Origin of the sequence: Streptomyces sp. NPDC026673 (genome assembly GCF_040638135.1) — a bacterium.
Lineage (GTDB): Bacteria > Actinomycetota > Actinomycetes > Streptomycetales > Streptomycetaceae > Actinacidiphila.
On the sequence record NZ_JBEZXR010000024.1, the window covers coordinates 1 to 26861 of the forward strand.

At 73.9% G+C, this 26861-nt stretch carries 20 protein-coding genes; 13 read left to right on the top strand and 7 right to left on the bottom strand.

Going from position 1 to position 26861, the window contains the following annotated elements; translation table 11 throughout:
- Nucleotides 1-169: 169 nt before the first annotated feature.
- From AB0F62_RS18290 to AB0F62_RS18305, 4 genes are all read right to left on the bottom strand, one after another.
- Complete coding sequence (locus AB0F62_RS18290; RefSeq protein ID WP_361799404.1) at nucleotides 170-1252, bottom strand: zinc-binding dehydrogenase; 1083 nt, start codon at nucleotides 1250-1252, stop codon at nucleotides 170-172.
- 45 nt (nucleotides 1253-1297) lie between these two features.
- Nucleotides 1298-2692: an aldehyde dehydrogenase family protein gene (locus AB0F62_RS18295; RefSeq protein WP_361799407.1), complete on the bottom strand. Its 1395-nt coding sequence runs from the start codon at nucleotides 2690-2692 to the stop codon at nucleotides 1298-1300.
- 88 nt (nucleotides 2693-2780) lie between these two features.
- Nucleotides 2781-5015, bottom strand: coding sequence for a molybdopterin oxidoreductase family protein (locus tag AB0F62_RS18300; RefSeq protein WP_361799410.1), 2235 nt, complete (start codon nucleotides 5013-5015; stop codon nucleotides 2781-2783).
- Nucleotides 5016-5122: 107 nt separating this feature from the next.
- Nucleotides 5123-5833, bottom strand: a complete 711-nt coding sequence (locus tag AB0F62_RS18305; RefSeq protein ID WP_361799413.1) for a TetR/AcrR family transcriptional regulator — start codon at nucleotides 5831-5833, stop codon at nucleotides 5123-5125.
- Nucleotides 5834-5914: 81 nt separating this feature from the next.
- Here AB0F62_RS18305 and hmgA point away from each other — a divergent pair, with 81 nt between their 5' ends.
- Genes hmgA through AB0F62_RS18320 form a run of 3 tightly spaced genes read left to right on the top strand, consistent with a single transcriptional unit; the run spans nucleotide 5915 to nucleotide 9239 of the window.
- Nucleotides 5915-7228 (top strand): homogentisate 1,2-dioxygenase, encoded by a 1314-nt coding sequence (gene hmgA, locus AB0F62_RS18310; RefSeq protein WP_361799651.1) that lies wholly within the window; start codon nucleotides 5915-5917, stop codon nucleotides 7226-7228.
- Nucleotides 7225-7983 (top strand): GntR family transcriptional regulator, encoded by a 759-nt coding sequence (locus AB0F62_RS18315; protein ID WP_361799416.1) that lies wholly within the window; start codon nucleotides 7225-7227, stop codon nucleotides 7981-7983. Before hmgA ends, AB0F62_RS18315 begins: the two co-directional genes overlap by 4 nt.
- 14 nt (nucleotides 7984-7997) lie before the next feature.
- On the top strand, nucleotides 7998-9239 hold the full coding sequence (locus AB0F62_RS18320) for a type ISP restriction/modification enzyme (protein ID WP_361799419.1): 1242 nt from the start codon (nucleotides 7998-8000) through the stop codon (nucleotides 9237-9239).
- A gap of 126 nt (nucleotides 9240-9365) precedes the next feature.
- Here the strand turns inward: AB0F62_RS18320 and AB0F62_RS18325 are convergent, their stop codons facing one another.
- Nucleotides 9366-9629 (bottom strand): hypothetical protein, encoded by a 264-nt coding sequence (locus AB0F62_RS18325; RefSeq protein ID WP_361799422.1) that lies wholly within the window; start codon nucleotides 9627-9629, stop codon nucleotides 9366-9368.
- A gap of 116 nt (nucleotides 9630-9745) precedes the next feature.
- The gene (locus AB0F62_RS18330) at nucleotides 9746-10597 is read right to left on the bottom strand and encodes an anti-sigma factor (RefSeq protein ID WP_361799425.1); all 852 of its coding nucleotides are present in this window, start codon (nucleotides 10595-10597) and stop codon (nucleotides 9746-9748) included.
- 175 nt (nucleotides 10598-10772) lie between these two features.
- Here AB0F62_RS18330 and AB0F62_RS18335 point away from each other — a divergent pair, with 175 nt between their 5' ends.
- The 4 genes from AB0F62_RS18335 to AB0F62_RS18350 all read left to right on the top strand — a co-directional run bounded on the left by AB0F62_RS18335 (nucleotide 10773) and on the right by AB0F62_RS18350 (nucleotide 17227).
- Nucleotides 10773-12341 (top strand): DUF4331 domain-containing protein, encoded by a 1569-nt coding sequence (locus AB0F62_RS18335; RefSeq protein ID WP_361799428.1) that lies wholly within the window; start codon nucleotides 10773-10775, stop codon nucleotides 12339-12341.
- A 113-nt stretch (nucleotides 12342-12454) separates the two neighbouring features.
- The gene (locus AB0F62_RS18340; RefSeq protein ID WP_361799431.1) at nucleotides 12455-13810 is read left to right on the top strand and encodes a tetratricopeptide repeat protein; all 1356 of its coding nucleotides are present in this window, start codon (nucleotides 12455-12457) and stop codon (nucleotides 13808-13810) included.
- Nucleotides 13807-15483 carry a nickel transporter gene (locus AB0F62_RS18345; protein WP_361799434.1) on the top strand — a complete coding sequence of 559 codons (1677 nt, stop codon included), beginning with the start codon at nucleotides 13807-13809 and terminating at the stop codon, nucleotides 15481-15483. Before AB0F62_RS18340 ends, AB0F62_RS18345 begins: the two co-directional genes overlap by 4 nt.
- A gap of 82 nt (nucleotides 15484-15565) precedes the next feature.
- Complete coding sequence (locus AB0F62_RS18350) at nucleotides 15566-17227, top strand: protein kinase (protein WP_361799437.1); 1662 nt, start codon at nucleotides 15566-15568, stop codon at nucleotides 17225-17227.
- 82 nt (nucleotides 17228-17309) lie between these two features.
- Here AB0F62_RS18350 and AB0F62_RS18355 read toward each other — a convergent pair whose 3' ends face one another.
- Nucleotides 17310-18101, bottom strand: coding sequence for an SGNH/GDSL hydrolase family protein (locus tag AB0F62_RS18355; protein WP_361799440.1), 792 nt, complete (start codon nucleotides 18099-18101; stop codon nucleotides 17310-17312).
- A gap of 461 nt (nucleotides 18102-18562) precedes the next feature.
- Between AB0F62_RS18355 and AB0F62_RS18360 the strand changes: the two genes are divergently transcribed.
- The 6 genes from AB0F62_RS18360 to AB0F62_RS18385 all read left to right on the top strand — a co-directional run bounded on the left by AB0F62_RS18360 (nucleotide 18563) and on the right by AB0F62_RS18385 (nucleotide 26833).
- Entirely contained in the window at nucleotides 18563-18889 is a 327-nt protein-coding gene (locus tag AB0F62_RS18360) for a hypothetical protein (RefSeq protein WP_361799443.1), read from the top strand.
- A gap of 1 nt (nucleotide 18890) precedes the next feature.
- A complete protein-coding gene (locus AB0F62_RS18365) occupies nucleotides 18891-19988 on the top strand; it encodes a GNAT family N-acetyltransferase (RefSeq protein WP_361799446.1) in 1098 nt (365 codons plus the stop codon).
- 415 nt (nucleotides 19989-20403) lie between these two features.
- Nucleotides 20404-21201 (top strand): glycosyltransferase family 2 protein, encoded by a 798-nt coding sequence (locus AB0F62_RS18370; protein ID WP_361799449.1) that lies wholly within the window; start codon nucleotides 20404-20406, stop codon nucleotides 21199-21201.
- On the top strand, nucleotides 21198-22160 hold the full coding sequence (locus tag AB0F62_RS18375; protein ID WP_361799452.1) for a glycosyltransferase family 2 protein: 963 nt from the start codon (nucleotides 21198-21200) through the stop codon (nucleotides 22158-22160). Before AB0F62_RS18370 ends, AB0F62_RS18375 begins: the two co-directional genes overlap by 4 nt.
- Before the next feature lie 52 nt (nucleotides 22161-22212).
- Entirely contained in the window at nucleotides 22213-23037 is an 825-nt protein-coding gene (locus tag AB0F62_RS18380; protein ID WP_361799455.1) for a polysaccharide deacetylase family protein, read from the top strand.
- Between the two features lie 154 nt (nucleotides 23038-23191).
- Nucleotides 23192-26833: a lipopolysaccharide biosynthesis protein gene (locus AB0F62_RS18385; RefSeq protein WP_361799654.1), complete on the top strand. Its 3642-nt coding sequence runs from the start codon at nucleotides 23192-23194 to the stop codon at nucleotides 26831-26833.
- Nucleotides 26834-26861: the final 28 nt, after the last annotated feature.

Sequence of the window (26861 nt, forward strand, 5' to 3'; positions counted from 1 at the left end):
CCAGCCCCGGAGGCCCCGCACCCGGCCCACCCACACACGCAGCGGCGCGGTCACTGACCGCGCCGGGCAATCGGGAGGGCGGGCGGGGAAACCCCCAACCGCAACCACGACGCACCCGCACACAACAACCGGGCCGCAAGACGAACCCCGGGCACAAGCGACCGCACTGTCAGAAGACGACCAGCGCCCGCCCACCCCTCCCCGCCAGCATCCCCTCGAACGCCCCCGGGATCCCCTCCAGCCCGATCCGCTCCGTCACCATCGCGGAGAGGTCGAACCGCCCGGCCCGCACATGCTCGGCCAGAACGGGCAGGTCCCGTGCCGGGTCGCTGTTCCCGTACACGCACCCGGACAGCGTGCGCCCGAAGTGGAAGAGCTCCAGCGCGGAGAAGGAGACCAGGTCCCCCTTCCCGCCGATGCCCACCACCGTCGTGCGGCCTCCGCGCCGCGTCGAGGACCACGCGGAGCGGATCGTCTCCGCGCGCCCGACGCATTCGATGGCGACGTCCGCCCCGTAGCCGCCGGTCAGCGCGCGGATGCGCTTCGCGATGTCGTCGCCCGCGAGGAGGAACTCCGTGGCGCCCGCCGCCCGCGCCAGCTCCTCCTTCTCCGGGGAGACGTCGACGGCCACCACGGCGCCCGCCCCCGCGATGCGGGCGGCCTGGAGGACGGCGAGGCCGACCCCGCCGACGCCGAAGACGGCCACGGACTCACCCGGGCGCACCGCGGCGCTGTGGTGGACCGCCCCGTACCCCGTGAGCACGGCGCACCCGAGGAGCGCGGCCTCGATGAGCGGGACCCCGTCGGGGAGAGGCAGCACCGCGCCCGCCGCGACCACGGTCTCCTCGGCGAACGCGGCCGTGCCGAGGCCCGGGTAGAGCTGGTCGCCCGCGGCGGCCGACTTGGCGTACGGAACGCCCGCCGCGGCGCCCGCATGGGAGCAGAGCCAGGGCTCGCCGAGCCCGCAGAAGTGGCAGGCGCCGCAGGAGGGTGCCCAGTTCAGGACGACCCGGTCGCCCGGGGCCACGCCCGTGACGCCCTCGCCGACGGAGACGACCGTGCCGGCGCCCTCGTGCCCGAGGACGGCGGGCACGGGCTGCCGCAGCGTCCCGTTGGACAGGGACAGGTCGGAGTGGCACACCCCGGCCGCGGCGAGCCTGACCCGGACCTGGCCCGGCCCGGGTTCGGGCAGGTCGATGTCGGCGATGACCAGGGGCGCGTTGACGGCGGGCAGTACGGCGGCGCGGACCACGGTGTTTTCTCCTGCGTTCAGGGCTGTCAGAACCAGCGGAACCGGTCAGAACTGGAGGGACTTGGTCTGGAGGTACTCGGCGAGGCCGTGCGGGCCGAGTTCCCGCCCGACACCCGACTGCTTGTACCCCCCGAAGGGCGCCAGCGGGTTGAAGCGGCCGCCGTTGATGTCGACCTGGCCGGTGTCCATGCGCCGGGCGAAGGCGACGGCCTCGGCGTCGTCGCCCGCCCAGACCGCGCCGGCGAGGCCGTAGACGGTGTCGTTGGCGATGCGCAGTGCGTCGTCCTCGTCCTCGTACGCCAGGATCGACAGGACGGGGCCGAAGATCTCCTCCCGGGCGATCGTCATGTCCGGGGTGACGTCGGCGAAGACGGTCGGGCTCACGTAGTAGCCCTCGGGGCGGGGCGCGTCGGCGCCGCCCGCGACGAGGCGGGCGCCCTCCTCGACGCCCTTGGCGATGTAGCCGCGGACGCGGTCCCGCTGCTTGGCGTTGACGACGGGGCCGATGCGCTCGCCCGGCACGTACTTGGCGGCCGCCGCCGCGGCGAGGGCCACCGCCTCCTCGTACCGGTCGCGATGGACGAGCATGCGGGTCCAGGCGCTGCACGTCTGGCCCGTGTTGGACATGACGTTGGCGACGCCGACGCCTACGGCCTTGGCGAGGTCAGCGCTCGGCAGGATGACATTGGCGGACTTGCCGCCGAGTTCCAGGGCGACGCGCTTGACGGCGCCGCCCGCGGTCGCGGCGATCTGCCGGCCGACGGCGGTGGAGCCGGTGAAGGAGACCAGGTCGACGTCCTCGTGGGCGGCCAGGGCCTGTCCGGCGACCGGGCCGAGACCGGTGACGAGGTTGAACACGCCCGCGGGCAGGCCCGCCTCGTGGACGGCCTCCGCGAAGAGCCGGGCGACGAGCGGGGTGTCCTCGGCGGGCTTGAGGACGACCGTGCAGCCCGCGGCGAACGCCGGGGCGACCTTGGCGACGATCTGGTGGAGCGGGTAGTTCCAGGGGGTGATCGCGCCGACCACGCCGACGGGCTCGTGGAAGACGGTGGAGTTGCCGATCCGCTCCTCGAAGGAGTGGGTGGCGGCGAGTTCGGCGTACGAGCCCGCGACGGCGATCGGCAGCCGGGCGTGGACCAGCTGGCTGAACGGCAGCGGCGCGCCGAGTTCGGCGGTGACGGTCTCGGCGATCTCGTCGCGGCGGGCGGCGAGGGCGTCGCGCAGCGCGGCGATGCGGGCGGCGCGCTCGGCGGGCGGGGTGGCCGCCCAGCCGGGGAGCGCCGCGCGGGCGGCGCGGACGGCGGCGTCGACGTCCTCGGCGGTGCCGGCGGGCACGGTGGCGATCACCTGCTCGTCGGCGGGGTTGACGACGGCGATCGTCTCCGTACCGGCGGCGGGCCGCCATTCGCCGTCGATGTACATCCCGTCGTGCGGCTTCATTCCTCGTCCTCCCGGGCGGGCCTGCCGTGGCACGCCCAAACTAGCGCCGATAGTTTTCCGTTTCCAGGGCGGCGCCCCGTGCGGTGGATCACGCCGGGGCGACCTGGACGGGAAAGCCGTTGAGGACCGCCGTACCCGACAGCGGGTCCAGCAGGGTGCCGTCGAGCAACTGGTTGACGTTGGCACCGGGTTCGCGGGCGGCGACGGTGAGCCGGCTGCCCTCGCGGTCGTGGCCCCAGCCGTGCGGCAGGCTCACCACTCCGGGGCGCACCGCGTCGGTGACCTCGACCGGGGCCGCTATCTCGCCGCCGTCCCCCTTGATCCGGGCCGGGGCCCCGTCGGCGAGGCCGAGGCGGGCCGCGTCCTCGGGGTGCACCTGGAGGGTGCACCGGTTGGTGCCGCCGGTCAGCGCGGGCACGTTGTGCATCCAGCTGTTGTTGGAGCGCAGATGGCGGCGGCCGATGAGGACCAGCGCGTCCCCGGACCGGCCGGTGACCGCCGCCAGCAGCCGGGGCACGTCGGCGGTGAGCGGGGCGGGCGCCAGCTCGATCGTGCCGGAGACGGTGCGCAGCACCTCGGGGACGCGCGGGCGGAGCGGGCCGAGGTCGATGCCGTGGGGCCGGTCGAGGAGCCGGCGCAGGCTGAGGCCGTCGGGGTCAGTGCCGAAGCCGTCGCCGTACGGGCCGAGTCGCAGCATCATGTCGAGCCGCCGCTCGTATCCGGTGTCCCCGGTGAGCGCGGCCGCGAGTTCGGCGGGGTCGCGGCCGTGGACCGCGGAGTGCGGGTCGGCGGTCTCCTTGGCCAGGCGGTGGGCCACAGCCTGCTCGTCGACGAGCGCGGGGTCGGCGTCGGCGCCGAAGCCGCCGAGGAGGAGGGCGAGCCGGGCCAGGATCTCCGGCTCGCCGGGCCTGCCGTCCTCCAGCGGGATGGCGGGCGGGCTGTAGCGGGCGTTGTTGCGCACGGAGAAGTTGCCGAACGCGAAGTCGTAGTGGGCGCTGCGGGAGGGCGGGGGCGGCGGCAGGACGACGTGCGCGTGGCGGGTGGTCTCGTTGAGGTACGGATCCACGCTGACCATGAAGTCCAGCTGCGCCAGGGCCCGGTCGAGGCGGGCGCCGTCGGGGGCGGAGAGCACGGGGTTGCCCGCGATGGTGACCAGGGCGCGGAGCTGTCCGTCGCCGGGGGTGTCGATCTCCTCGGCGAGTGCGGCGGCGGGCAGTTCGGAGGCGACCTCGGGGTGGCCGGAGACCCGGCTGTGCCAGCGGCCGGTGGTGAAGCCGCGTCCGGGGCTTGCCGGGCGGGGGGCGCGTGCGGTGGCCGGCAGCGGGAACATGGCGCCGCCGGGCCGGTCGAGGTTGCCGGTGAGGATGTTGAGGACGTCGATCAGCCAGCTGGCGAGGGTGCCGAAGCGTACGGCGGTGCTGCCCAGGCGCCCGTAGACGGCGGCGGTGGGGGCGGCGGCCAGGTCGCGGGCGAGGGTGCGGATGCGCTCGGCGGGGACGTCGCAGTAAGGGGCGACGGCCTCGGGCGTGAAGTCGCGGGCCAGGGCGCGGACCTCGTCGACGCCGGTGACGTGGCCTTCGAGGCGGCCGAGGTCCGTGAGCTCCTCCTCGAACAGCACGTGGACGGCGGCGAAGAGCAGTGCGGCGTCGGTGCCGGGGCGCGGGGCGATGTGGAGGTCGGCGCGTTCGGCGGTCCGGGTGCGCTTGGGGTCGATGACGGTGAGTCTGCCGCCGCGGCGGCGCAGCGCCTTGAGCTTGCCGGGGAAGTCGGCGGCGGTGGCGAGGCTGCCGTTGGACACCAGGGGGTTGCCGCCGATGACGACCAGGTGGTCGGTGCGGTCCAGGTCGGGTACGGGGACGGCGAGCGCGTCCCCGTAGAGGTGGCCGCACGCGGCCTGTTTGGGCATCTGGTCCAGGGTGCTGGCGGAGAACAGCGCGCGGGTGCCGAGGGCGCGGATGACCATGGGCGGGTAGAGGCCGCCGGCGATGGTGTGCACGTTGGGGTTGCCGAGGTAGACACCGGTCGCCGCGGCGCCGTGGGTCGCGCGGACGCGGGCGAAGCCCTCGGCGACGGCCGCGTACGCCTCGGCCCAGGTGGCCTCGGTGAGCGCGCCGTCGCGGCGCACGAGCGGGCGGGTCAGCCGGTCGGGGTCGCCGTCGACCTCGCCGAAGGAGGCGCCCTTGGGGCAGATGAATCCCGCGCTGAAGACGTCGTCGCGGTCGCCGCGGGCACCGGTCACCCGGTCCGCGTCGATGGTCAGGGTCAGCCCGCACGTGGCCTCGCACAGCGGACAGATACGCAGGGCGGTACGACTGCTGGCCATGGGGCCTCCCGGGGCAGGGCGCTTCCTCGTGTGCGGCCACCATACCGACCGGTATGCATGTGGGGTAGCACTCCCGGGCAGGCGCTCCCGGGCCGGGCCGACCCGGCCTACGGCTCCAGGACCCCGCCCAGGTAGGCGCGGAGCAGTTCCTTCGTCTCGGCGATGAGCGAGGCGTCGCCCTGCGGGTCGGCGCGGAAGGCCATTTTGAGCAGGGCGTCGGCGGCCTCGACGCCCACCACGAAGGCCGTCCGCAGCCGCCGGCCGTCGGCCACGGCCACACCCGCGGCGCCGAGCGGGGCGATGAGCAGGGCGCGCAGGCGGTCGGCGACGAGGTGGTTGGCAAGGTCGTTGGCGGCGGGGCCGGGAGCCGGGCCGGCGAAGCTGACGAGGGCGAAGCCGGGGACGGTGCGCCGCATGACGACGTACTGGTCGACGACGAGGTCGACCAGACGGCGCCAGTCACCGGGAGCGGCCCCGCCGCCGGTCGCGCCGCCGGTCACGCCTTCGTGCACGCCGTCGGCTCCGTCGCGGGGCGTGTCGGCGGCGTCGAGGTGGGCCGTGACCCCTGCGAGGTACTGGTCGAGGTTGCGGCGGGCGAGGGCATCGGCCATGGCGCGCTTGTTGGAGAAGAAGCGGTAGACCGAACCGATCGGCACCCGGGCGCGGGCGGCCACGGCGCGGGTGCTCAGTTCCTCGTACCCGCTCTCGTCGAGGATCGCCGCGGCCGCGTCGAGGATGCGGGCGAAGCGTTCGGCGCTGCGCTGCTGGACGGGGACACGCCGGAGACCGTTGCCGCTGCTGTGCACGAGGTCCATCATGCCGGTTTTCCACAGGGAGGGGTCGATCCCTTGCGGGGTTGATTCCTATGGACAACCATAGGAATCGTGACCAGCACAGAGATCGCCAGCACAGAGATCCAGGACGGCAAGGACCTCGCCTACCTCCCGGGCTTCGGCAACGAGCACGTGAGCGAGGCGGTCCCCGGAGCGGTTCCGGTCGGCCGCAACTCACCGCAGCGCGCCCCGCTCGGCCTGTACGCGGAGCAGCTGAGCGGTACCGCCTTCACCGAGCCGCGGCATCACAACCGCCGCTCGTGGCTGTACCGCATCCGCCCCTCGGCGGCGCATCCGCCGTTCCGCCGCATCGGCAACGGGCTGCTGCGCAGCGCGCCGTTCACGGAGGCCGAGCCCGATCCGAACCGACTGCGCTGGAGCCCGCTGCCCATGCCGCAGGAGCCGGCCGACTTCGTGGACGGCCTGGTCACCGTCGGCGGCAACGGTGACGTGCTGCGCCGCGAGGGCATCGGCATCCACTGGTACGCGGCCAACCGCTCGATGGACAGCCGGGTCTTCTCCTCCTCCGACGGCGAGCTGCTGATCGTGCCGGAGCGCGGCCGGCTGCTGCTCCGCACTGAGCTGGGCGTCCTGGCGGCCGGGCCGGGCCATGTCGCGCTGATCCCGCGCGGAGTGCGCTTCCGCGTCGAGCTCCCGGACGGCGAGGCGCGGGGCTACGTCTGCGAGAACTACGGCCAGCCCTTCCGGCTGCCCGACCTCGGCCCGATCGGCGCCAACGGCCTGGCCAACGCGCGGGATTTCATGGCGCCGGTGGCGGCGTACGAGGACCGCGAGGAGCCGGTGGAGGTGGTCAACAAGTTCGGCGGCAACCTGTGGGCCGCCGAGTACGGCCACTCCCCCCTCGACGTCGTCGGCTGGCACGGCAACCTGGTGCCGTACGTGTACGACCTGCGGCGCTTCAATGTGCTGGGCAGCGTGAGCTACGACCACCCCGACCCGTCGATCTACACGGTGCTGACCTCGCCCTCCGACACGCCGGGCCTGGCCAACGCCGACTTCGTGGTCTTCGCGCCGCGCTGGCTGGTCGGCGAGGACACCTTCCGGCCGCCGTACTTCCACCGGAACGTGATGAGCGAGTTCATGGGGCTCGTCGAGGGCGCGTACGACGCGAAGGCGGAGGGCTTCGTCCCGGGCGGGGCCTCGCTGCACAACATGATGTCGGCGCACGGCCCGGACCGGGCGACCTTCGACAAGGCGAGCGCGGCCGAACTGGTGCCGCAGAAGGTGGACGACGGGCTGGCGTTCATGTTCGAGACGCGCTGGCCGGTGGTCGCGACGGCGCAGGCGCTGGCGGCCGGGCATCTCCAGCGGGACTACGACGGCGTGTGGCGGGGGCTCGAGCGACACTTCAGGCCATGACGACGAGCCCGAGCACCTTCGCCCCCGACTCGCTGGTCCTGAACCGCAAGCTCCCGCTGTGGTACCAGGTCTCGCAGTCCCTGCGCGCCTCGATACTCGGCCGCCGTCCGGACGCCCCGCTGCGGCTGCCGACCGAGGACGCACTGGCGGAGCACTACGGCGTCAGCGTGCTCACGATGCGCCAGGCGCTGAAGGAGCTGGAGGAGGAGGGGCTGATCAGCCGGCACCGGCGGCGCGGCACTTTCATCGAGCCGGCCGCGCGGCGCGGGGCACCGGTGCGGCTGCTGGGCTCGGTCGACGCGATCGTCGCCCAGCAGTCCGGGGACCGCACCAGCGTGCTCGGCCACGGCCCGGCGCCGGTGCCGCCGGAGTACGCGGAGTACTTCCCCGGGCTGGCCGAGACCGTCGCCTATCGCCGGCTGCGCTGCGACGAATCGGGTGAACCGACCAACTGGGCGGAGAACTTCGTCCTGCCGGAGCTCGCGGCCCGCATCGACCTCGCAGACCTGGCGCGCTGGCCGATGACGAAAGTGCTGCGGGACGCCCTCGGCGTACGGATCAGCCGCATCACCGACACCGTCGAGGCGCGGCTGGCGGACCCGGGCACCGCCCGGCTGCTGCAGGTGCCGCTGCTCAGCCCGATCCTGCACTACACGGGGGTGACCTACGACGACACCGGCCGCGCGGTCGACGTGGTGCGGATCCACTACCGGGGCGACCGCTTCTCCTTCACCGTGACCATGGAGGCTCCCTGAGGGGCGTCAGTAGCATGCCCACGGTGAGCGATGTGAGCGATGAGGCGCCGACGCTGGCCGACCTGATGCCGTGGTCCGTCCCGCCGCTGCGCCTGGGGCGGAGCTGGGTGATGGCTCCCGAGGCCGGAACCCTCACCGCGCGCTGGGACCGGCTGCTGAAGGCCGACGGCGAAGAGCGCGAGCGGCTGTTCCAGCCGACCAGGGCGCGCACCCCGCACACGGCCGTCGCCCAACTGCCGGGCCACCCCGCGCCCACCACACGGCTGGAGCGGGAGGACGGACCGTGCGCGGCGCCGGTACGGGTGCTGCACGGCCCCTACGACCAGCAGTGGCTCATCCCCGACCAGCGCCTGATCGACGCGGCCCGCCCGGAGCTGTGGCGGGTCGCCGACGGGAGCCGTCAGCTCTACGCGGTGGAGACGGCACGCCTGCCCCAGCTCCCGGGACCGCCCCTGGTCTTCTCCGCGCTGCTCCCCGACGGGCACTCCCCCGCGGGCAGGCCCGGCCGGATCCGGCCGCTGTTCCGCCGCCCCGGCGGACTCGACCCGAACCTCGCGCCGGGCCTGCTGGGCCATCTCGCCTTGCGGCTGGACACGGTGGTCACCGCGGAGGACGTGCTCGCCTGGATCGCCGCGCAGGCCACGGGTTCGCCGGTGCGGGTCCCGCTGACCGCGGATCCCGCGCTGTGGACGGAGGGCGTCGCGCTGGGACGCCGGTTGCTCTGGCTGCACACCCGGGGCGCCCGTTTCGCCGATCCGGCGGAGGACCGTCCCGCGGGGCATCCGCGGCCGCCGGGCGGCCGGCGCCCCTACGTCCGCTCCGCGCTGCCGGACGTACCGCGCGAGGCGCCCTCGTACGACCCGGAGGAGCAGGCGCTGGTGCTGGGGAGCGGGCGGGTCGCGCCGGTGCCGGAGACGGCCTGGGAGTTCCACGCCGGGGGGACGCGGGTGCTGGAGACCTGGTTCGGGCGGCGGATCCCCGCCGGGGCGGCGGAAGGTCTCGACGCCGTCCGTCCCACCGCCTGGCCGCGGGCCAGGACGACCGAACTGCTGGAGCTGATCAGTGTGCTGGCCCTGCTGGCGGAGGTGCGGCCGTCGCTCCGCGCGCTCGCCGCCCGGGTGGCGGGGGGTCCGCTGATCGGTGCCGCCGAGCTGCGCGCTTCCCGCGTCCTGCCGGTACCCGAGACGGCGCGCCGCCCCGCCTCCGTACTGGACCACCGCGAAGAGGGCCCGGACGGGCAATTCGCCCTGCTGTGACCATAAGTCGACAAGACAACAGGCCCGGACGGAGCACACCGACGCGCCGCATGACACGACGCGGTGCCGGGACGGTGTGCTGCGCCCGAGCCTGTCCGCTTCAGTGAACGTCGAGAGCGCCTCCGGTCAGCCGCGGCTGCCGAAGAGTGAGCGGCGCAGTCTCCGCAGCGGCGCGAACAGCGACACGCGCGCTCCGCGGTTGGCGTTCGTCCGCACGTGGTCGCGCGCGGTCAGCTCGCGCATCAACAGCGTGGCCTCCTCCGCCTCCCGCTGCGGCACGGCGGGGCCGGCCAGCACCGAGAGATGGCGGTCGAGACGCGCGCTGGACGCGCTGCTCCCGCACGTGACGGCAGGCACTCGCGGCCTGCTCCGCATTGCTATCTGATCCATGACACTCCCCACCCGTTCGAGGGCACCCGGCACCGGGCAGGGTAACCCTATCGTCCTGCGGCGTCACCTATGCATCCGCGTTCCCGGATTCACCGTCTCGTCAAGGGGGTTGACGGTCACGAACCGATTCCCAGCGCGAGCAGTGGAAGTTGGGCGACGGGATCCGAGGTGGGCCGGACGGATCCGCCACTCGGCTCAACCGTCACCGTGAAGGCGAACGACCTCTCGTCCAGCCCCGCGGCCACGAGCGGCCCGGGCGCGTCGCCCGCCACGGGAACGGCCCCCAGCACCCCCACCGAACGGAAGGCCGTCGGACGTTCGCTCACCAGCCACAACTGGTAGGCGCGGCGCCCCTCGAGCGGCGGCAGTCCCTGCACCGTCACCACCGCCCGGCGCAACTCCCGGGAGTACACGGCGGTCACTCCCCGTCCGTGGTCGTCGCTGGAGTAGACGGGACGGGCATCGTCCGCCGTCAGCACCTCGTACACGGCGCGGACGTTCCCCCGTTCCCGCTCCAGTTGCCCCGAAGCCCGCAGCAGCAGGGCGCCGAGCACCGCGCAGGCCAGGAGCGCCGCCGCGGCACCCGCCACCGCCAGGCGGACCGCGGACGTCCGGCGCCGGACGTCCCACCACCGCCGCGGGTCGGGTTCGGCTCCGTCGGGGGCATCCGGAGCGGCGTCACCGTCCGGGGCGTACCGGCCCGGCGCGTACCCGCCCTGGGCCGCCGCGGTGTCCTCCACGGGCAGCGGCACCATCGGCGGCGACACCATCGGCGGCGCGGAACCGGGGCCGGAACCGGGGTCGGAACCGGGCGCGGCCCCCAACCGCACGGTGTCCCCGGCCAGCTCCCGTACCCGGTCCGCGCACAGGTCGCAGCGCATCAGATGCCGCTCGAAGCGGCGCAGTTCACGCGGTGCCAGCGTGTCGAGGGCGTACGCGGAGGCCAGTTCGTGCACGGAGCGTCTCATCCGTCGCCGTGCCTCCCTCCGCGGTGCGCTCACCGTCCGGCCGGGCCGATATCACGTTACAGCCCTGTGACACAAATTCCCGCCGCTCCGCCAATCCGCCGCCCAACCGGCCCCGAACAACCCACGCAGGACCTCTTCCAAGGGGGAGGGGCCAGACTCGCGAAGGACCGACGCGATGACCGCACACAGCAGGAGCAGGCTCACGGCCCGGTTCGGGCGATCACGCACGATCGCCCTGCTGGCCGCGGGCGCAGTGGCCGCGGGGGGGCTCGCCGCGGCGGGCGTCACCGGACTGGAGCCGGGGACGGCGCAGGCGTCCAGCCACCGGGAGGCACCGCTGATCTCGGGGCAGCCGCAGTACGACACCACGGACGTCTACGCGTTCGTCAGCCCCGACCGGCCGGACACCACCACGCTGGTGGCGAACTGGATCCCGTTCCAGGACCCGGCCGGCGGACCGAACTTCTACAAGTTCGCCGACGACGCCCAGTACGACATCCACATCGACAACGACGGCGACGCCCAGGGCGACTACCTCTACCGGTGGACGTTCCAGGACCACTTCCGCAACAAGAAGACGTTCCTCTACAACACCGGCCCGGTCACCAGCCTCGACGACCCGGACCTGAACTTCTTCCAGACCTACGACATCGACCTGTTCCGCCTGCACGACCAGCAGGTCACCGGCCGCTACAAGGTCGCGAACGACGTGCCCGTCGCGCCGTCGAACGTCGGCAAGGCGTCGATGCCGGACTACAACGTGCTGCGCCAGCAGGCCGTCAAGCGGCTCGGCCGCGGCACGACGGCCTTCGCCGGCCAGTCCGACGACCCGTTCTTCCTGGACCTGCGGGTCTTCGACCTGCTCTACGGAGGAAACCTCTCCGAGGTCGGCGACGACACCCTCAAGGGCTACAACGTCAACACCATAGCCCTGCAGGTCCCCACCGCGGCGATCCGCCAGTCGGCCAAGCAGCCGGTCGTCGGCATCTGGTCCACCACGCAGCGGCGGACCGCCAACGGCGACTGGGCGCAGGTCTCCCGCCTCGGCATGCCGCTGGTGAACGAGGTCGTCAACCCGCTGAAGGACAAGGACAGGTTCAACGCGTCCTCGCCCTGGAACGACGGGCAGTTCCTCAAGAACGTGACGCACCCCGAGCTGCCCAAGCTGATCGAGGGCATCTACAAGATCAAGGCCCCGGCCACGCCGCGCAACGACCTGGTCCAGGTGTTCCTCACCGGTGTGCCCAAGCTCAACCAGCCGCCGCACGTCCGCCCGGCGGAGATGCTGCGGCTCAACACCGCCATCCCGCCGACCGCCAAGCCCAAGCGGCTCGGAGTCCTCGACGGCGACACCGCGGGCTTCCCGAACGGGCGCCGGCTGGGCGACGACGTCGTCGACATCGCGCTGCAGGTCGTCGAGGGCGAACTGCTGGGGTCGAAGAACGACCTGGGTGACGCCGTCAACGCCAACGACCAGGCGTTCGGCGCCGGCTTCCCCTACGTGGCGCTGCCGGCCTCCGGCTCGGACGGCCCGCTGGCCAAGCCGGCGACCAACTCGGCGCAGACCAACGGGGTCACGCAGCTCGACGCGGGCGGCCTGCTCCCGGAAAGCGGTGACGACAACACGGTGCTGATCGCCTCCGCGGCCTCCGGCGGCACGGGCGTGCTCCTCATCGGCGCCGCGCTGCTGTGGTGGCGGATGCGCCGCCGTCCCGTCGGCCGGCGGGCTCAGGGCCGCGCCTGACGGCAGCAGGCCGCAGGCCACCCGGCCACCCGGCACACCGCACGGCACCCGGCCGGGGCGCACCGCGAGCGCCCCGGCCGGGCTCCACCCCATCATCCCGAAAGGCAGCAGCCATGGACGTACCGGCCCCGGGCCGACTGCGCACCGCCGTCCTGTACGCGGCACTGGTGCTCGGCCTCGCGCTGGCGCTCACCGCGGGCGCGCTGGTCCTCGGCGGTTCACCCGGTCCCCGGGACGCCGCGCGGGTCGCGGCGCCCGCCGCCGACGCCCCGCTGGACCGCCTCGGAGAGGGCGACCTCGCCGGCGGCATCGCGGCCCTGCAGACGCATCTGCGGACCCAGCCCAAGGACGCCTCCGGGTGGGCCGCACTCGGCGCCGCCTACGTGGAACAGGCCAGGACCAGCGGCGATCCGACCCGCTATCCGCAGGCCCAGGCGGCCATCACCCGCTCGCTGCGGATCTCGCCGCGCGACAACGACGCCGCCCTCGCCGGACGTGCCGCGCTCACAGCCGCCCGCCACGACTTCCCCGCCGCCCTCGCCGCGGCGGACCGGGCCCTGAAGGTCAACCCGTACAACGAGCGCGCCCTCGCCGTGCGCGTCGACGCCCTGGTCGAACTCGGTCGCTACGACGACGCGCTGCGCGCCGCCGAGCACGCCGACTCGGTGCGGCCCGGCATCCCGGTCTTCACCCGCCTCGCCTACGTCCACGAACTGCGCGGCGACCCGGCCGGTGCGCGCCGCATCCTGACCCGCGCCCTGGACTCCGCGGCGACCCCGGGCGACACCGCCTACGTCGCCACCGCGCTGGGCCAGCTCGCCTGGAGCCAGGGCCGCTACGCGGCGGCGCTGGGGCACTTCGCCACCGCGCTGCGCGCCGACCCCGGCTACCTGCCGGCGGTCGAGGGCCGCGGCCGTACGTACGCGGCGCGCGGCGACCGGGAGAAGGCGCTGCGCGACCTGGGCCGGGTCGTCGACCGCTATCCGCTGCCCGCGCAACTCGCGGAGCTGGGCGAGCTGTACGAGGCCGCCGGCCAGGACGCGCGGGCGGAGCGGCAGTACGCGGTGGTCGGCACCTGGATCGCCCTCGCCCGGGCGAACGGCGTCGCCACCGACCTCGACGCGGCGCTGGTCGCCGCCGACCACGGGGACGCCGCGGAGGCGCTGCGTGCGGCCCGGGCCGAATGGTCGCGCCGGCAGACCGTCCACACCGCCGACGCCCTCGCCTGGGCCCTGCACGTCAACAGCCGCGACCGCGAGGCCCTGACGTACGCGAAGCGCTCCTCCGCGCCGGGCTACCGCAACGCGGCCTTCCTCTACCACCGGGGCGTCATCGAGGCGGCCCTCGGCAAGCGCGCGGCGGCCAGGGCGTCCCTCGCCGCGGCGCTCCGCCTCAACCCCGGCTTCTCCCCCACCGCCGCCCCCGCCGCCCGCCGTGCGCTGGCCCGCATCGAAGGAGACCCGTCATGATCCGGCGCAGGACGGCCGCCGCGGCGGCCGCGGCAGCGGCGGGCGCGGCCCTCGCGCTGCTGCCCGCGGGGCAGGCGCAGGCACACCCGTTGGGCAACTTCACCGTCAACCGCTACGACGGCCTGGTCGCCGCCCCCGGTGTACTGCGGATCGACCACGTGGAGGACCTCGCCGAGATCCCCGCGGCGCAGGCCGTGCCCGAGATCGACCGGGACGGCGACCGGGCGCTCGGCCGCCCCGAGTTGGCAAGGTGGGCGGCGGCGCGCTGCGACTCGGCCGCGAAGGGCGCGGACGCGACCGTCGGCGGGCGCGGCGAACCGGTGACGGTGCGCGCGGCGGCGGCCACCGTACGCCCGGGGCAGGCGGGGCTGACGACGCTGCGCGTGGAGTGCCGGCTGACGGTGCCCCTGCCGGACGGCGAGCCCGCGTCCCTGACGTACCGCCCGGCGGACATCGGCGCCGGGCCGGGCTGGCGCGAGATCACCGCCCGCGCCGACCGGATGGCGCTCCACGACTCCGACGTGCCCGGGGACTCGGTGTCGCGGCGGCTCACCGCCTATCCGAAGGATCTGCTCTCCTCGCCCGCCGACGAGCGTGCGGCCCGCTTCCGGGTGACCCCGGGCGGCCCCGCACTGGCGGCGCAGGAGGACGCCCCCGCCGCCTCCGGTGTCCTGCCGCGGGGCGCGGACCGCTGGACGCAGGCCCTCACCGATCTGGTGTCGCGGCACGCGCTGACCCCGGGGTTCGCCGCCCTGGCCCTGCTCACGGCGCTGGCCCTGGGCGCGATGCACGCGCTCGCCCCGGGCCACGGCAAGACGCTGATGGCCGCGGCGGCCGCGGCGGGCGGGCGCCGGTCGCGGCGGGACATGATCGCACTGGGTGCGTCGGTGACGGTCACCCACACCCTGGGGGTGTTCGCGCTCGGGCTTCTGGTCACCACCGGATCGGCCGCGGCGCCCTCGGTGATCGGCTGGCTGGGCGTGGCGAGCGGGGTGCTGGTCGCCTTCGCCGGGGCGGCGCTGCTGCGCCGGGCGTGGCGGCTGAGGGGGCGCCCGCACGATCACGGCCACGACCACGGCCACGGACACCACCACGGCCACGATCACGGACACGATCACGGCCACCACCACAGCCACGGGCATCACCACCACGGGCACCCGCACGGGCAACCGCGGCCCGCCGCCTCCTCCATGGCGGCGGCGGAAGCGGAACCCGCCGCCGCGCCGGCCGCCGTCCTCACCGCCGAACGCCCCGCGCCGCGGCCCCCCGTGCACACCCACCCGCATCCGCATCCGCACACCCACACCCACACCCACACCCACACCCACGAACCGCGGCCCACCCTTCGCGGCACGATCCTGCTCGGCTTCGCCGGGGGCCTGGTCCCGAGCCCCTCCGCGGTCGTCGTACTCGTCGGCGCCGCGGCACTGGGCCAGGCGTGGTTCGGCTTCCTGCTGGTCCTGGCGTACGGCGCGGGCCTGGCGATCACGCTCACCGCGGCCGGTTTCGCCGTCGTCCGCCTGGGCCGGCTGGCCGGGAAGGCGTCGGCGCTGCGGGCCCGCGGGCGGCTGTTCACCGCGGCACGGCGGCTGGCGCCGCTGACGACGGCGACGGTGGTCCTGGTGCTGGGCTGCGGCCTGGTCCTCAGGGCCGCGCTGGCGATGCTCGGTTGAGGGAGGTTTCCGTCGAAAGGGTCCGTTCGGAGGGAAGTTCGGTCATGCTGGGCTGCGGGCGGCACGGAGGGGGGACACGCCGATGACACGGCTCGTGGCGGGGCGCTACCGGCTGATCAGCGAGCTGGGCCGGGGCGGCATGGGTGTGGTGTGGCTGGCCCGTGACGAGTTGCTGGGCCGCGAGGTGGCCGTCAAGGAGGTCAAGGCCCCCGCGGGTCTCGACGACCGGGAGGTCGAGCGCCTGTACGCGCGGCTGCAGCAGGAGGGGATCGCGGCGGCCCGGGTCGAGCACCCCAACGTCATCAAGGTCTACGACGTGGCCATGGCGGAGGGCAGTCCGTGGATCGTCATGGAGCTCGTCCGGGGCATGACGCTCGCCGACGTCCTCGACGCGGAGGGCCCAATGGAGCCGCGGCGCGCCGCCGGCATCGGCGGCAAGGTGCTGGCCGCGCTGCGCGTGGGCCACGCCGCCGGGGTGCTGCACCGCGACGTGAAGCCCGGCAACGTCCTGATCGGCAACGACGGGCGGGTCGTCCTCACCGACTTCGGCATCGCAATGATCGAGGGCTCCTCGGCGCTCACCCGCACCGGTGAACTGGTCGGTTCACCGGAGTTCCTGGCGCCGGAACGGGCGCTCGGCCGCCGTCCCGGCCCGGAGTCGGACCTGTGGTCGCTCGGGGTGCTGCTGTACGTGGCGGTGGAGGGCGGTTCGCCCTTCCGCCGCGACACGGCGCTGAGCACGATGCGCGCGGTGGTGGACGAGGATCTGCCCGAGCCGCGCAGGGCGGGGCCGCTGACCCCGGTGATCGCCGGGCTGCTGCGCAAGGATCCGGCGACCCGGCTCCCGGGCGAGGAGGCACAGCGGCAGCTGGACGCCCTGGCCGCCGGCCGCACCCCGCCGGGGGCCGGCACCGCCTACGCGACGACGCAGGCCGCCGTACCGCTGCCGCCGTGGGGGCCGGACGCCACGCCGGTACGGTCGACACCGGTCTCCTCGACCCCGGTCTCCGCCACGCCGCTCGGGCCGACGGCGCCGATCGGCACCGGGCGTGACGCGGCGCCGGCCGGAGGCCCCCCTGCTCGACCGCGCCGCGCCGTGGCGGCGATGGCCGCGGGGGTGCTCGCCCTGGCACTGGGGATCGGGGGTGTGGCCTACGCCCTGCTGGACGACGAGCCCCCGGGCCGCGGTTCGACCGGGCAGGGCACCACGGCGGGGAACACCCGGGGCGGCGGGGACTCCCCCTCCGCTACCGGCTCGGAGGACGACGGCGGGGCGGACGCCACCGGTTACGGGGCCACCTCGGGCACCACCGGCTCCGGGGACCCGCACACCTCGGCGCCGCCCTCGACGCCGGCCCATGTGAACGTCCACGTCACGGTGTCCGCCGTGCGCGACTCCTACACCGGAGGCTGCCCGCCGTCCGCGGAGCAGGCGCCGTCCTTCTCGGCGGTCGTCACGGTCGACCGCACGCCGGTGACGGTCACGTACCGCTGGACGACGAGCAACGGCGGCAGCTCCGACCCGGGCTGGAAGACCCTCGACTTCCCCGCGGGGGGCCAGAAGAGCCGCACGGTCGAGCACACCGAGCTGTCGTACAAGCCGGACGCCACGGTCGAGGACTGGATGGCGGTCGTGGTGAAGAGCCCGGTGGAGAAGGAGTCCGGGCACGTCCCGTTCACGGTCACGTGCCAGTCGCCGAGCCCGTCGCCCAGCGTCTCGGCCGCGACCGCGGCGGCCCCCTGAGCCCGCGCCGGCACGGACGAGGGGTGCCGGGCGGTGGCCCGGCACCCCTCGCTCCGTACGGGTCGCGCTGTCGCGCCGCGGGTCACGCGGCGGCGGTGAACACCGGCAGATAGCCGCCGGACTGGCCGGAGGCGGTGGGGTGGTAGGACTCGTAGACGGGGAGGGTGAGGCTGTGCAGCCACGCCGAGCCCGAGCAGAGCTCGTGCCCGGTGAAGGTGCCGCGGACGTCGCCGAACGCGAAGCCGTGGTCGGCGGCGCGCTTGGCCGTCACGGTGTCGAGGAGGTCCGCCGCGTCGTTGATGGCCCTGCGCTTGGTCTCGCTGAGACCGATGCAGCCGGTGCCCAGCTTGTAGAAGCGCGGGTAGCCGAGAACGACGACACGGGCCGAGGGGGACCTGGAGCTGATGGCGTTGTAGACGGCGTCGAGCCGGGCGGGCAGCTGGTTGTTGGCGAAGTCCCGGGCCTGGTTGATACGGCTGAGGCAGGTGCTGTCGGAACTGAGGACGCAGGTGGTCATCACGTCGGCGAAGCCGGCGTCGTTGCCGCCGATGCTGATGCTGACGAGGGTCGTCGAGGCGTTGAGCGGACCGAGCTGGTTGTTGAGCACGTCGGTCGTCGTCGCTCCGGAACAGGCGGTGAAAGAGAACCCGGACGGGCTATGCGTGTTGGCCCACAGCCGGGGGAACGCCTTGCTGCTGCGGTAGCAGTTGCCGCTCGAGCCGTCGTAGCTGCCGGACCCGACTCCCGCGGAGTACGAGTCGCCCAGGGCCACGTAGACGGGGCCGGCGGCTTGGGCGGAACCGGCGCCAATCAGGGCGAGTGCGGCGGTAAGGAGAAGTGCGGATGCGGCTGACACGAAACGGGACAGTCTCATGGAACCTCCCTTAGCAGGATCTCTGCCGCATCTTTCGTACCGCGCAGTAACACGTTCGGGAAGTGTCCATGCCAAGATTTCTTGACATGGACATTCCCGTGCGCCGACGGTGATCGCCGCTGCGTGCACCGGAGGTGACGACGTCTCGGCCGCGGCGCTCTACTCCCGTAGTTGGAGAGCGCTTTAGATGTGCCGGCGGCGAACGGGCTCGAACACAACGGCCCTGACCGAGGGGCAGTTCGACGGAAATCGCCCGCGCTCCGCCCGCTCCTTCGCCCCTCCGGAGGCGACGGCCGCTTCTGTTCGCCCCTTCCTTGACGCACGCGCCCGAATTGAGCGACATTGAACTTCTGCATCCGGCGTTTTGGGGGGCAAAGTCGCCAATGCAACCAACGCGTAGAGACAACGCATCCGGTCACCCGACCGGCAACGAATCACTTCCCCTGCTCGCGGGCGCCGCCGTGGGAGTCGGCGGGGTCGGCGCGGTGCTCGCGATCGCGGACATCGCCTCGCCCGTCAGGGCACCGTTCACCTTCTTCTTCCTGCTGGCCGCCCCGGCGGCCGCGCTCGCCGGGGGGCTGCGCTCCCTCGACCCGCTGAGCCGGGCGGTCGTCGCGGCCGGCGGCGCGATCGTGATCGACCTGCTGGTGGCGCAGAGCATGCTCGCCCTGCACATGTGGTCGGTCCGCGGGGGTGTCGCGGTGGTCGCGGCGCTGAGTGCCGCGCTGTTCCTGCTGCCGCTGCTGCGGCGCTCCTTCACCCGGGCCGAGAGAAGGCGGACTCCGTAACGTGGACATCACCGTGTACCGCCCCGGCGAGCTCACCGCCGCCGACCGGGCGGAGTGGGCGCGCGTGCAGGGCCAGGCCGCGGCCATGGGCTGCCCGCAGCTCGGCAACCCGTTCCTGTCACCCGAGTTCACGCTCGCCGTGGCCCATCACCGCCGGGGCGTCCGGGTCGGCGTGATCCGCGAGGACGGCGTCCCGGTCGCCTTCTTCCCGCATCAGCGCTCGGCCGCCGGCGTGGGGCGGGCCGTCGGCCTCGGCCTGTCGGACTGCCAGGGCCTCGTGCACCGTCCGGGGTTCCAGTGGGACGCGCGCGAGCTGCTGCGCGCGTGCGGGCTGGCCGTCTGGGAGTTCGATCACCTGATGGAGGGCCAGAAGCCCTTCGAGGAGGGGGCGAGCGGATCCTACCCGTCACCCGTCATGGACGTGGAACACGGGTACGAGGCGTATCTCGGCCATCTTCGGGCGCACTCGCCCAAGTTCCTGCGGACCACGCTCGCCAAGGAGCGCAAGCTGGGCCGGGACGTCGGCGAGGTGCGCTACGTGCACGACGAGCGCGACATCGGGATGCTGCGGCAGCTGATGGAATGGAAGTCCGCGCAGTACCGAAGAACCGGGCGCAGCGACCGCTTCGCCCGGCCGTGGATCGTCGAGTTGGTGGAGCGCCTCTTCCACACCAGGACCGAGGGCTTCGCCGGGCAGTTGTCCGTGCTCTACGCGGGTGAGCGGCCGATCGCCGCGCACTTCGGGATGCGCACGCCCGCCGTGCTGGCCTGCTGGTTCCCGGCCTACGACACGGAGTTCGCGAAGTTCTCCCCGGGGCTGGTGCTGCATCTGCGGATGGCGGAGGGAGCCGCCGCCGGCGGGGTGGCCCAGCTCGATCTGGGGCGTGGCCACAAGGAGTACAAGGAGTCCCTGAAGACCCGCGACCTGACCGTCTCCGAGGGGTGGGTGACCCGCCGGCATCCGGTCGCGGTGGGGCACCGGGCCCGGCGTGCGCCGGTGCGCGCCCTGCGCAACGCGGTGACCGCGCGGCCCGGGCTGAGGGAGCCCGCGGACCGATTCCTCAAGCGTATGGGGCGGTTGCGCGCCGGCGCCCAATAACGGACATTGCCGTACAGGAATGATCAATCAGACGACTCGGTGGCAATTTCTTAAAACGGTATTCACCATGCCAGGTATTGCCATAGAGTCCCAATGGTCAATATTGTCGTACATCCGCCCGCGGCAAACCTGTCATGCACAGCGACTCAAGGGGAGGGCCAGAGAGTCGCGACAGGGGGACCGCGGGGCGCGGTAGGGGGGTGCCGTGCTCGGTCACCTGGACACGTGTGCCGAGTCGCGAGCCGCGCGGCCAGTCACGCATGCCCACTCACCCGGCCCGCCAGCACACGGGACACCGCCATGCCCGCCATGCGCGGAGTCCCGGGCGGGGTGAGACCAACCCCCCTTTCGAACCGGAAACGCCACAGGGCCACCCGGGGCGGGCGGCCCACCGGACGAGAGGGAAACACGACTCATGAGCTCCTTTCTGCGCCCGGCAGCCACCGGGCAGGCTCAGACCGCCGCGGTGCTCGCGCCGGACCATTTCACGCCGGTCTCCACGCACATGGCCATCGCTCCGCTGGTCAGCGTGGTCATTCCGGCGATGAACGAAGCGGAGAACCTGCCGCACGTGTTCGCCACCCTGCCGGCCTGGGTCCACGAAGTGGTCCTCGTCGACGGGAACTCCACCGACGACACCGTCGAGGTGGCCCGGGCGCTGCGGCCCGGGGTGCGGATCGTCCGGCAGACCGGGAAAGGCAAGGGCGACGCCTTGATCGCCGGTTTCGCCGCCTGCACGGGCGAGATCATCGTCATGGTCGACGCCGACGGGTCGGCGGACGGCTCGGAGATCGTCTCGTATGTCTCGGCCCTGGTCGGAGGGGCCGACTTCGCCAAGGGCTCCCGCTTCGCCAACGGCGGCGGCACGGACGACATGACACCGATCCGCAAGCTCGGCAACCGCGTGCTGTGCGCCGTCGTCAACGCCAAGTTCGGGGCCCGCTACACCGATCTGTGCTACGGGTACAACGCCTTCTGGCGGCACTGCCTGGACAAGATCACCCTGGACTGCACCGGCTTCGAGGTCGAGACCTTAATGAACATCAGAGTGGTCAAGGCCGGTCTGAAGGTGCAGGAGATCCCCAGTCACGAGTACGTCCGCATCCACGGCGCCAGCAACCTGCGGGCCGTGCGCGACGGGCTGCGGGTGCTCAACGTCATCCTGCGGGAGAAGAACGAGCGCCGCGCGGCCCGCCGCAAGGAGGTGCGGTGAGCCGGTCGGACGTCCCCCGGGTGTCCGTGGTGATCTGCGTGTACACCGAGGAGCGCTGGGACGACATCCTCGCCGCGGTGGCCTCGGTGCACACGCAGCGCCTCCCGGCCCACGAGGTGCTGCTGGTGGTCGACCACCATCCCGTCCTGCTGGCCCGGCTGACCGGCCACTACGAGGGAACCGGCGTCCGGGTGCTGCCCAACGCCGGGCCCCGCGGCCTGTCGGCCGGGCGCAACACCGGGATCGCCGCGTCGAAGGGCGAGATCGTCGCCTTCCTCGACGACGACGCCGTCGCCGAACGGGACTGGCTGCACTGGTTCGCCGACGCGTACCGGGACCCGCTGGTCGTGGGCGTCGGGGGACGCACCCGGCCGGTGTGGGCCTCGGGCCGGCGGCCCCGCTGGTTCCCCGAGGAGTTCGACTGGGTGGTCGGCGCCTCCTACCGGGGGCAGCCCGCGGGGCGCGCCCGGGTCCGCAACGTCCTCGGCGGCAACGCCTCGTTCCGGCGGATCGCGTTCGACATCGCCGGGGGTTTCGCGACCGGCATCGGCCGCGACGGCGACCGGCGGCCGCTGGGCTGCGAGGAGACCGAGTTCTGCATCCGGCTCGCCCAGGCCAAGCCGGGCAGCCTGCTGCTCATCGACGACCGGGCCGTGATCTGGCACCGCGTCCCCGCCGCCCGGGAGCGCTTCGGCTACTTCCGCACCCGCTGCTACGCCGAGGGCCTGTCCAAGGCGCTGGTCACCCGCAGCGTCGGCACCGGCGCCGGGCTGGAGACCGAACGGCGGTACGCCACACGCGTTCTGCCCGCCGGGGCCGCCCGCGGAGTGCGCGACGCCCTGCGCGGGCGTCCGGACGGCGCGGGACGGGCCGGGGCGATCGTCGCCGGCGTCGCGACGACGGCCGCGGGCTACGTCGTGGCGAGGCTCCGCACCCGAGGGGAGGCCGGGCCGGCATGAGACCGCCCGCCGCGTCCCCTTCCGACCACAACGCACCGGGAGGTGCCGTCGCATGACCGAGCCGGCCGGACAGGGGACCGGACCCGTGCCGATCCTGATGTACCACGCGATCTCCGACGCGCCCGCGCCCGCCACGCGCGGGCTCTCGGTCGCGCCCGCCGCCTTCGCCGGGCAGATGGCGCTCCTCGCCGACCGGGGCTTCACCCCGCTCGGCACCACCGCGCTGGCCGGGGCGTGGCGCGAGGGCCGGCCGCTCCCCCGCCGGCCCGTGCTGATCACCTTCGACGACGGCTACGAGGGCGTGCACCGGCACGCCCTCCCCGTGCTCAAGGGCCTCGGCTTCCCCGCGACGCTCTTCGTCTCGACGGGCTGGCTGCGCGGAACGCACGAGGTGCCGGGCGCCGCTCCGGACACCATGCTCGACTGGGATCAGGTGCGCGAACTGCGCGCCGCCGGGGTGGAGGTCGGCGGCCACAGCCACACCCACCCGCAGCTGGACCAGCTCGGCGACGAACGGATCCGGTGCGAGGTGCTGCGCTGCAGGGAGATCCTCCGCGGTGAACTCGGCGCACCTCCGCTTTCCTTCGCCTATCCGTACGGGTACTCCAGCCGCCGTGTGCGGGATGCGGTGCGCTCCGCCGGGTTCACCTCCGCGCTCGCCGTCGGCAACGCCCTCGCGGACCGAGGGCGCCAGGGACCCTACGCGCTGGCCCGGGTGACCGTGCGCCGCAGCACCGGCACCGGGGAGTTCGAGCGCCTGGTCGAGGGCCGTGCCATCGCCCGGAATTTCGCCAAGGACCGGGCGCTGACCCAGGGGTACGCCCTGGTCCGCAGAGCCCGCCGGTGCCTGCGGAAGGTGCACGAGGCCAGTGTCTGAGACGACCGCCGCCACGACCACGACGACGACCGCGGACGCGGGTGCCACCGCCTCGCCGCCGCCCGCCGCCACGGGCGGCGGCCCCGACGGCGGGGACGGCGGGAGCTCCGCCAAGCGGGGCGGCAGCCCGCTGTTCCGCAACGCCTACGCGCTGATGCTCAACACCGGCGTCTCCGCGGTCCTCGGCCTGGGCTACTGGCTGGTCGCCGCGCGCTACTACACCGAGGACGCGGTCGGCCAGGGCTCGGCGGCGATCGCCGCGATGAAGTTCCTGGCCGGCCTCACCGCCGTGACGCTCACCGGGGCGCTGGCCCGCTTCATCCCGGTCTCCGGACGGCGCACCGGCCGGCTGATCCTCGGCACGTACGCCGGGAGTTCGGCGGTCGTGGCGCTCGCGGCGGCGGTCTTCCTGCTGACCCTGGACTTCTGGGGTCCGTCGTACCGGTTCCTGCACGGGCCGGTGAACGGGCTCGGCTTCATCGCCGCGGTCGTCGGCTGGTCCCTGCTGACCCTGCAGGACGGGGTGCTGACCGGGCTGCGCAGCGCCCTGTGGGTACCGGTGGGCAACACCGTGTTCTCCGCGGCCAAGCTGGCGCTGCTGGTGGCCTTCGCCGCGGCCGTGCCGACCGCAGGGGTGTTCGTCTCGTGGGTCGCCGCGATCGCCCTGTCGGTCGTGCCGCTCGGCTGGCTGGTCTTCCGGCGGCTGGTACCGCGGCACGTCAAGGCCACCGAGGGCGCCGCGGACCCGCCGCGGCCCCGCACGATGGGGCGCTTCGTCGCGGGCGACGCGACCGGCTCCTTCTTCGCCCTCGCCGTGGTCTACCTGGTCCCGGTCATCGTCGCCTCGCAGATCAGCGCCGCGGACAACGCGTACTTCTACATCACGATGACGATCGGCGGCACGATCGACCTGCTGGCGATCAACATGGGCTCCTCGCTCACCGTCGAGGGCGCGCACGACCCGTCGCGGATCGCCGAGAACTGCCGGGCCGCCCTGCGCCGGATGGCCAAGATCATGGTCCCGATCGCCCTGTTCATGGTGGTCTTCGCCCCGCAGATCCTCGGCGTGTTCGGCGAGGGGTACGCCGAGGAGGGCGCTCCTCTGCTGCGGCTGCTCGCCCTGTGTTCGCTGACCCGGGTCCTGATCGAGGTGTACTTCGGCATCCTCCGCGCCCAGAGCCGCACCGGCCTGCTCGCCCTCCTGCAGGGCCTGCTGTGCGCACTGGTACTGGGGCTCACCCTCGCGCTGCTGGGCCCACTGGGCATCACCGGCGCGGGCTGGGCCGAGCTGGGCAGCCTGGTCGTCATCGCGGTCGTCTCGCTGGCCGGGCTGCGGCGGCTGGTCTCCGGTGCGCCGGCCGCCGTGCCGTCCGGTGCCGGTGCCGCTGCCGTGCCCGGCGGACCGGCCGACGCGCCGCCGCTGCCGCTGCCGCCCGCCACGCCGGCGGCCACCGACGGCGCGCCGGAGTCCGCGGAGTCCGCGGCCGGGGAGGACCCGGACGTCGTGTACGGCACGCGCTGGGCGCGCGCCGCGGCGCTGGACGGCGACACCCTCCGACTCGGGGTACGGCTCGACTTCGACCACCCCGAGCGGCGTCCCTGTGTGGCACCGGCGCCGGGCACCGCCCCGCCCCGGTCCCCAGCCGCACAGCGGGCGGAGAAGACCCTCGCCCCGGCCGGACCGCCGGCCACGGCCGCCCCGGCGGTTCCCGCGATCCCGGCACCCGGGCGCGCGGAGCCGCCCCGGGCGGCCGCGCCGGCACCGGACCCGCCCGGGCAGTCGCCGGCCGGGCGCTTCCGCGGCCGGGCCGCGCTGCTCGAACTGGGGGTGTGGGGGCTGCTGCTCTGCGCCCTGGGGCTGTACTGGCTGCCCCTGCGCGGCATGGACGACGCCTCGCTGGACGCCATGAACGGGCTCGGCCTGGTCTCCGTCCTGCCCCCGGCGACGCTGGCCGGGGCGGCACTGCTCGTCGTGGCCTTCGCCTGCGGCCTGTGGCTGGGCACCCCCCGGCCGTGGCTGCCGGCCGCCGTGTTGCTGGCGACGGTGGTGTCCCTGCACGCCGTCCCCGCTGTGCTGGAGGAGCAGCCGCGGTTCGCGACGGCCTGGCAGCACGCGGGCTTCATCGACTTCATCGGCCGGACCGGGGACGCGGCACCCGACATGGACGCCCGGTTCTCGTGGCCGGGCTTCTTCGCGGCCGTCACCTTCGTCACCAGGGCCTGCGGGATCACCGACCTCACCGAGGTGCTGCGCTGGTGGCCGCTGACCGTGCAGCTGCTGTACCTGGCGCCGCTGATGCTGCTGCTGCGCGCGGTGCGGGCTGGCCGGCGGGCCAAGTGGTGCGCGGCGTGGCTGTTCGCGCTGAGCGGCTGGGTGGGACAGGACTACTTCTCGCCGCAGTCCGTCAACTTCCTGATCCACCTGATGTTCGTCGCCGTGCTGCTGGTGTGGTTCCGTACCCCCGGGCAGCCCGGGGGCAGGCTCATCCCGGGCGAGGCCGAGGTGCCGCCGGCGGGCCGGACCGACCGGGCCCTGCTGCTGGCCCTGCTGGTCGGGCTGTTCGCCGCGTCGGTCGTCAGCCACCAGCTGACCCCGTTCGTCATGCTCGGCGTGCTGACGGCGCTGGTGCTCGTCCGGCGCTCCGCGCCGCGCGGGCTCCCCCTGCTGTGCGGGGTGCTGCTGGTCGGGTGGATCTGCTTCGTCGCCGAACCGTACTGGTCGGGCCACTTCGACGAGCTGTTCGGCGGCATGGGCTCGCTCGGCGGCAATGTCTCCTCCAGCGTGTCCGGCCGGATCGAGGGCGGCAGCACCGTGCACAAACTGGTGCTGTACACCCGGGTGGCCCTGGCCGGCGGGGTCATGGCGCTCGCGGTCCTCGGCTGGCTGCGCCGCCGCTGGGCCGGGATCGACGACCGGGCGCTGCTGGTGCTGCTGCTCGTGCCGTTCCTGGGCTTCGGCATGCAGTCGTACGGCGGCGAGATGGCGCTGCGGGTCTTCCTCTTCGCCCTGCCCGGCGCGTGTGTGCTCGCGGCGCTCGCGATCTTCCCGCGCAGTTCGTCGGACCACGGGTGGCGCGGGCCCGTCGCGGCGCTGCTCGCCGGGTGGGTGCTGATCGGGGGCTTCCTCGTGGCCCGCTGGGGCAACGAGTCCTTCGAGCGAGTCCGCACGGGCGAGGTCGCCGCGATGGAGTACGTCTACGAGCACGACCGGCCGACCGCCCGGGTGGTGTGGCTCAGCACCGATCCCGTGGACGACGTGACACCAAGCCTGCCGTGGAACGCGCGGGACATGGAACGGGTGACCTATGTGCCGGTACTCGCCCCGCGCGACCCGGTGCTGGTGGGCCCGCTGGTCGAGGCGCTGCGGGACGCCGGCCCCAACTCCTACCTGATGGTGTCGCGCGGACAGAACGCCTACCTCCAACTGGACGCGGGCTTCTCGGCGACCTGGCCGGACAAGCTGCTGCGCTCACTCGACGAACGTCCCGAGCTGCGGCCGGTGCTGCGCGACGAGGACGCGACGCTGTACGAGCTGCGCCGGCAGCCCGCCGACTGGCCGGTGCCGGAGCCGCGGCCGGGACGTGTCTTCCCGGTCGTCACCTGGAACGCCTGGACGGCGGCGGGTGTACTGGCCGGGGTGGCACTGCTGGTGCTGCTCGGCGCCCGCGAGCTGGCCCGTGCCACGGTGCCGGAAGTGCTGCGGCGGCGCGGCATGCGGATCTCGCTGCTGGTGGCGGTGCCGCTGCTGCTGGTGTTCCTGGCGGCCACGGTCGTACGGTTTCTGACCCTGCGCTGAACGGGCGGGCCCCGGGCCCCCGCCGGCG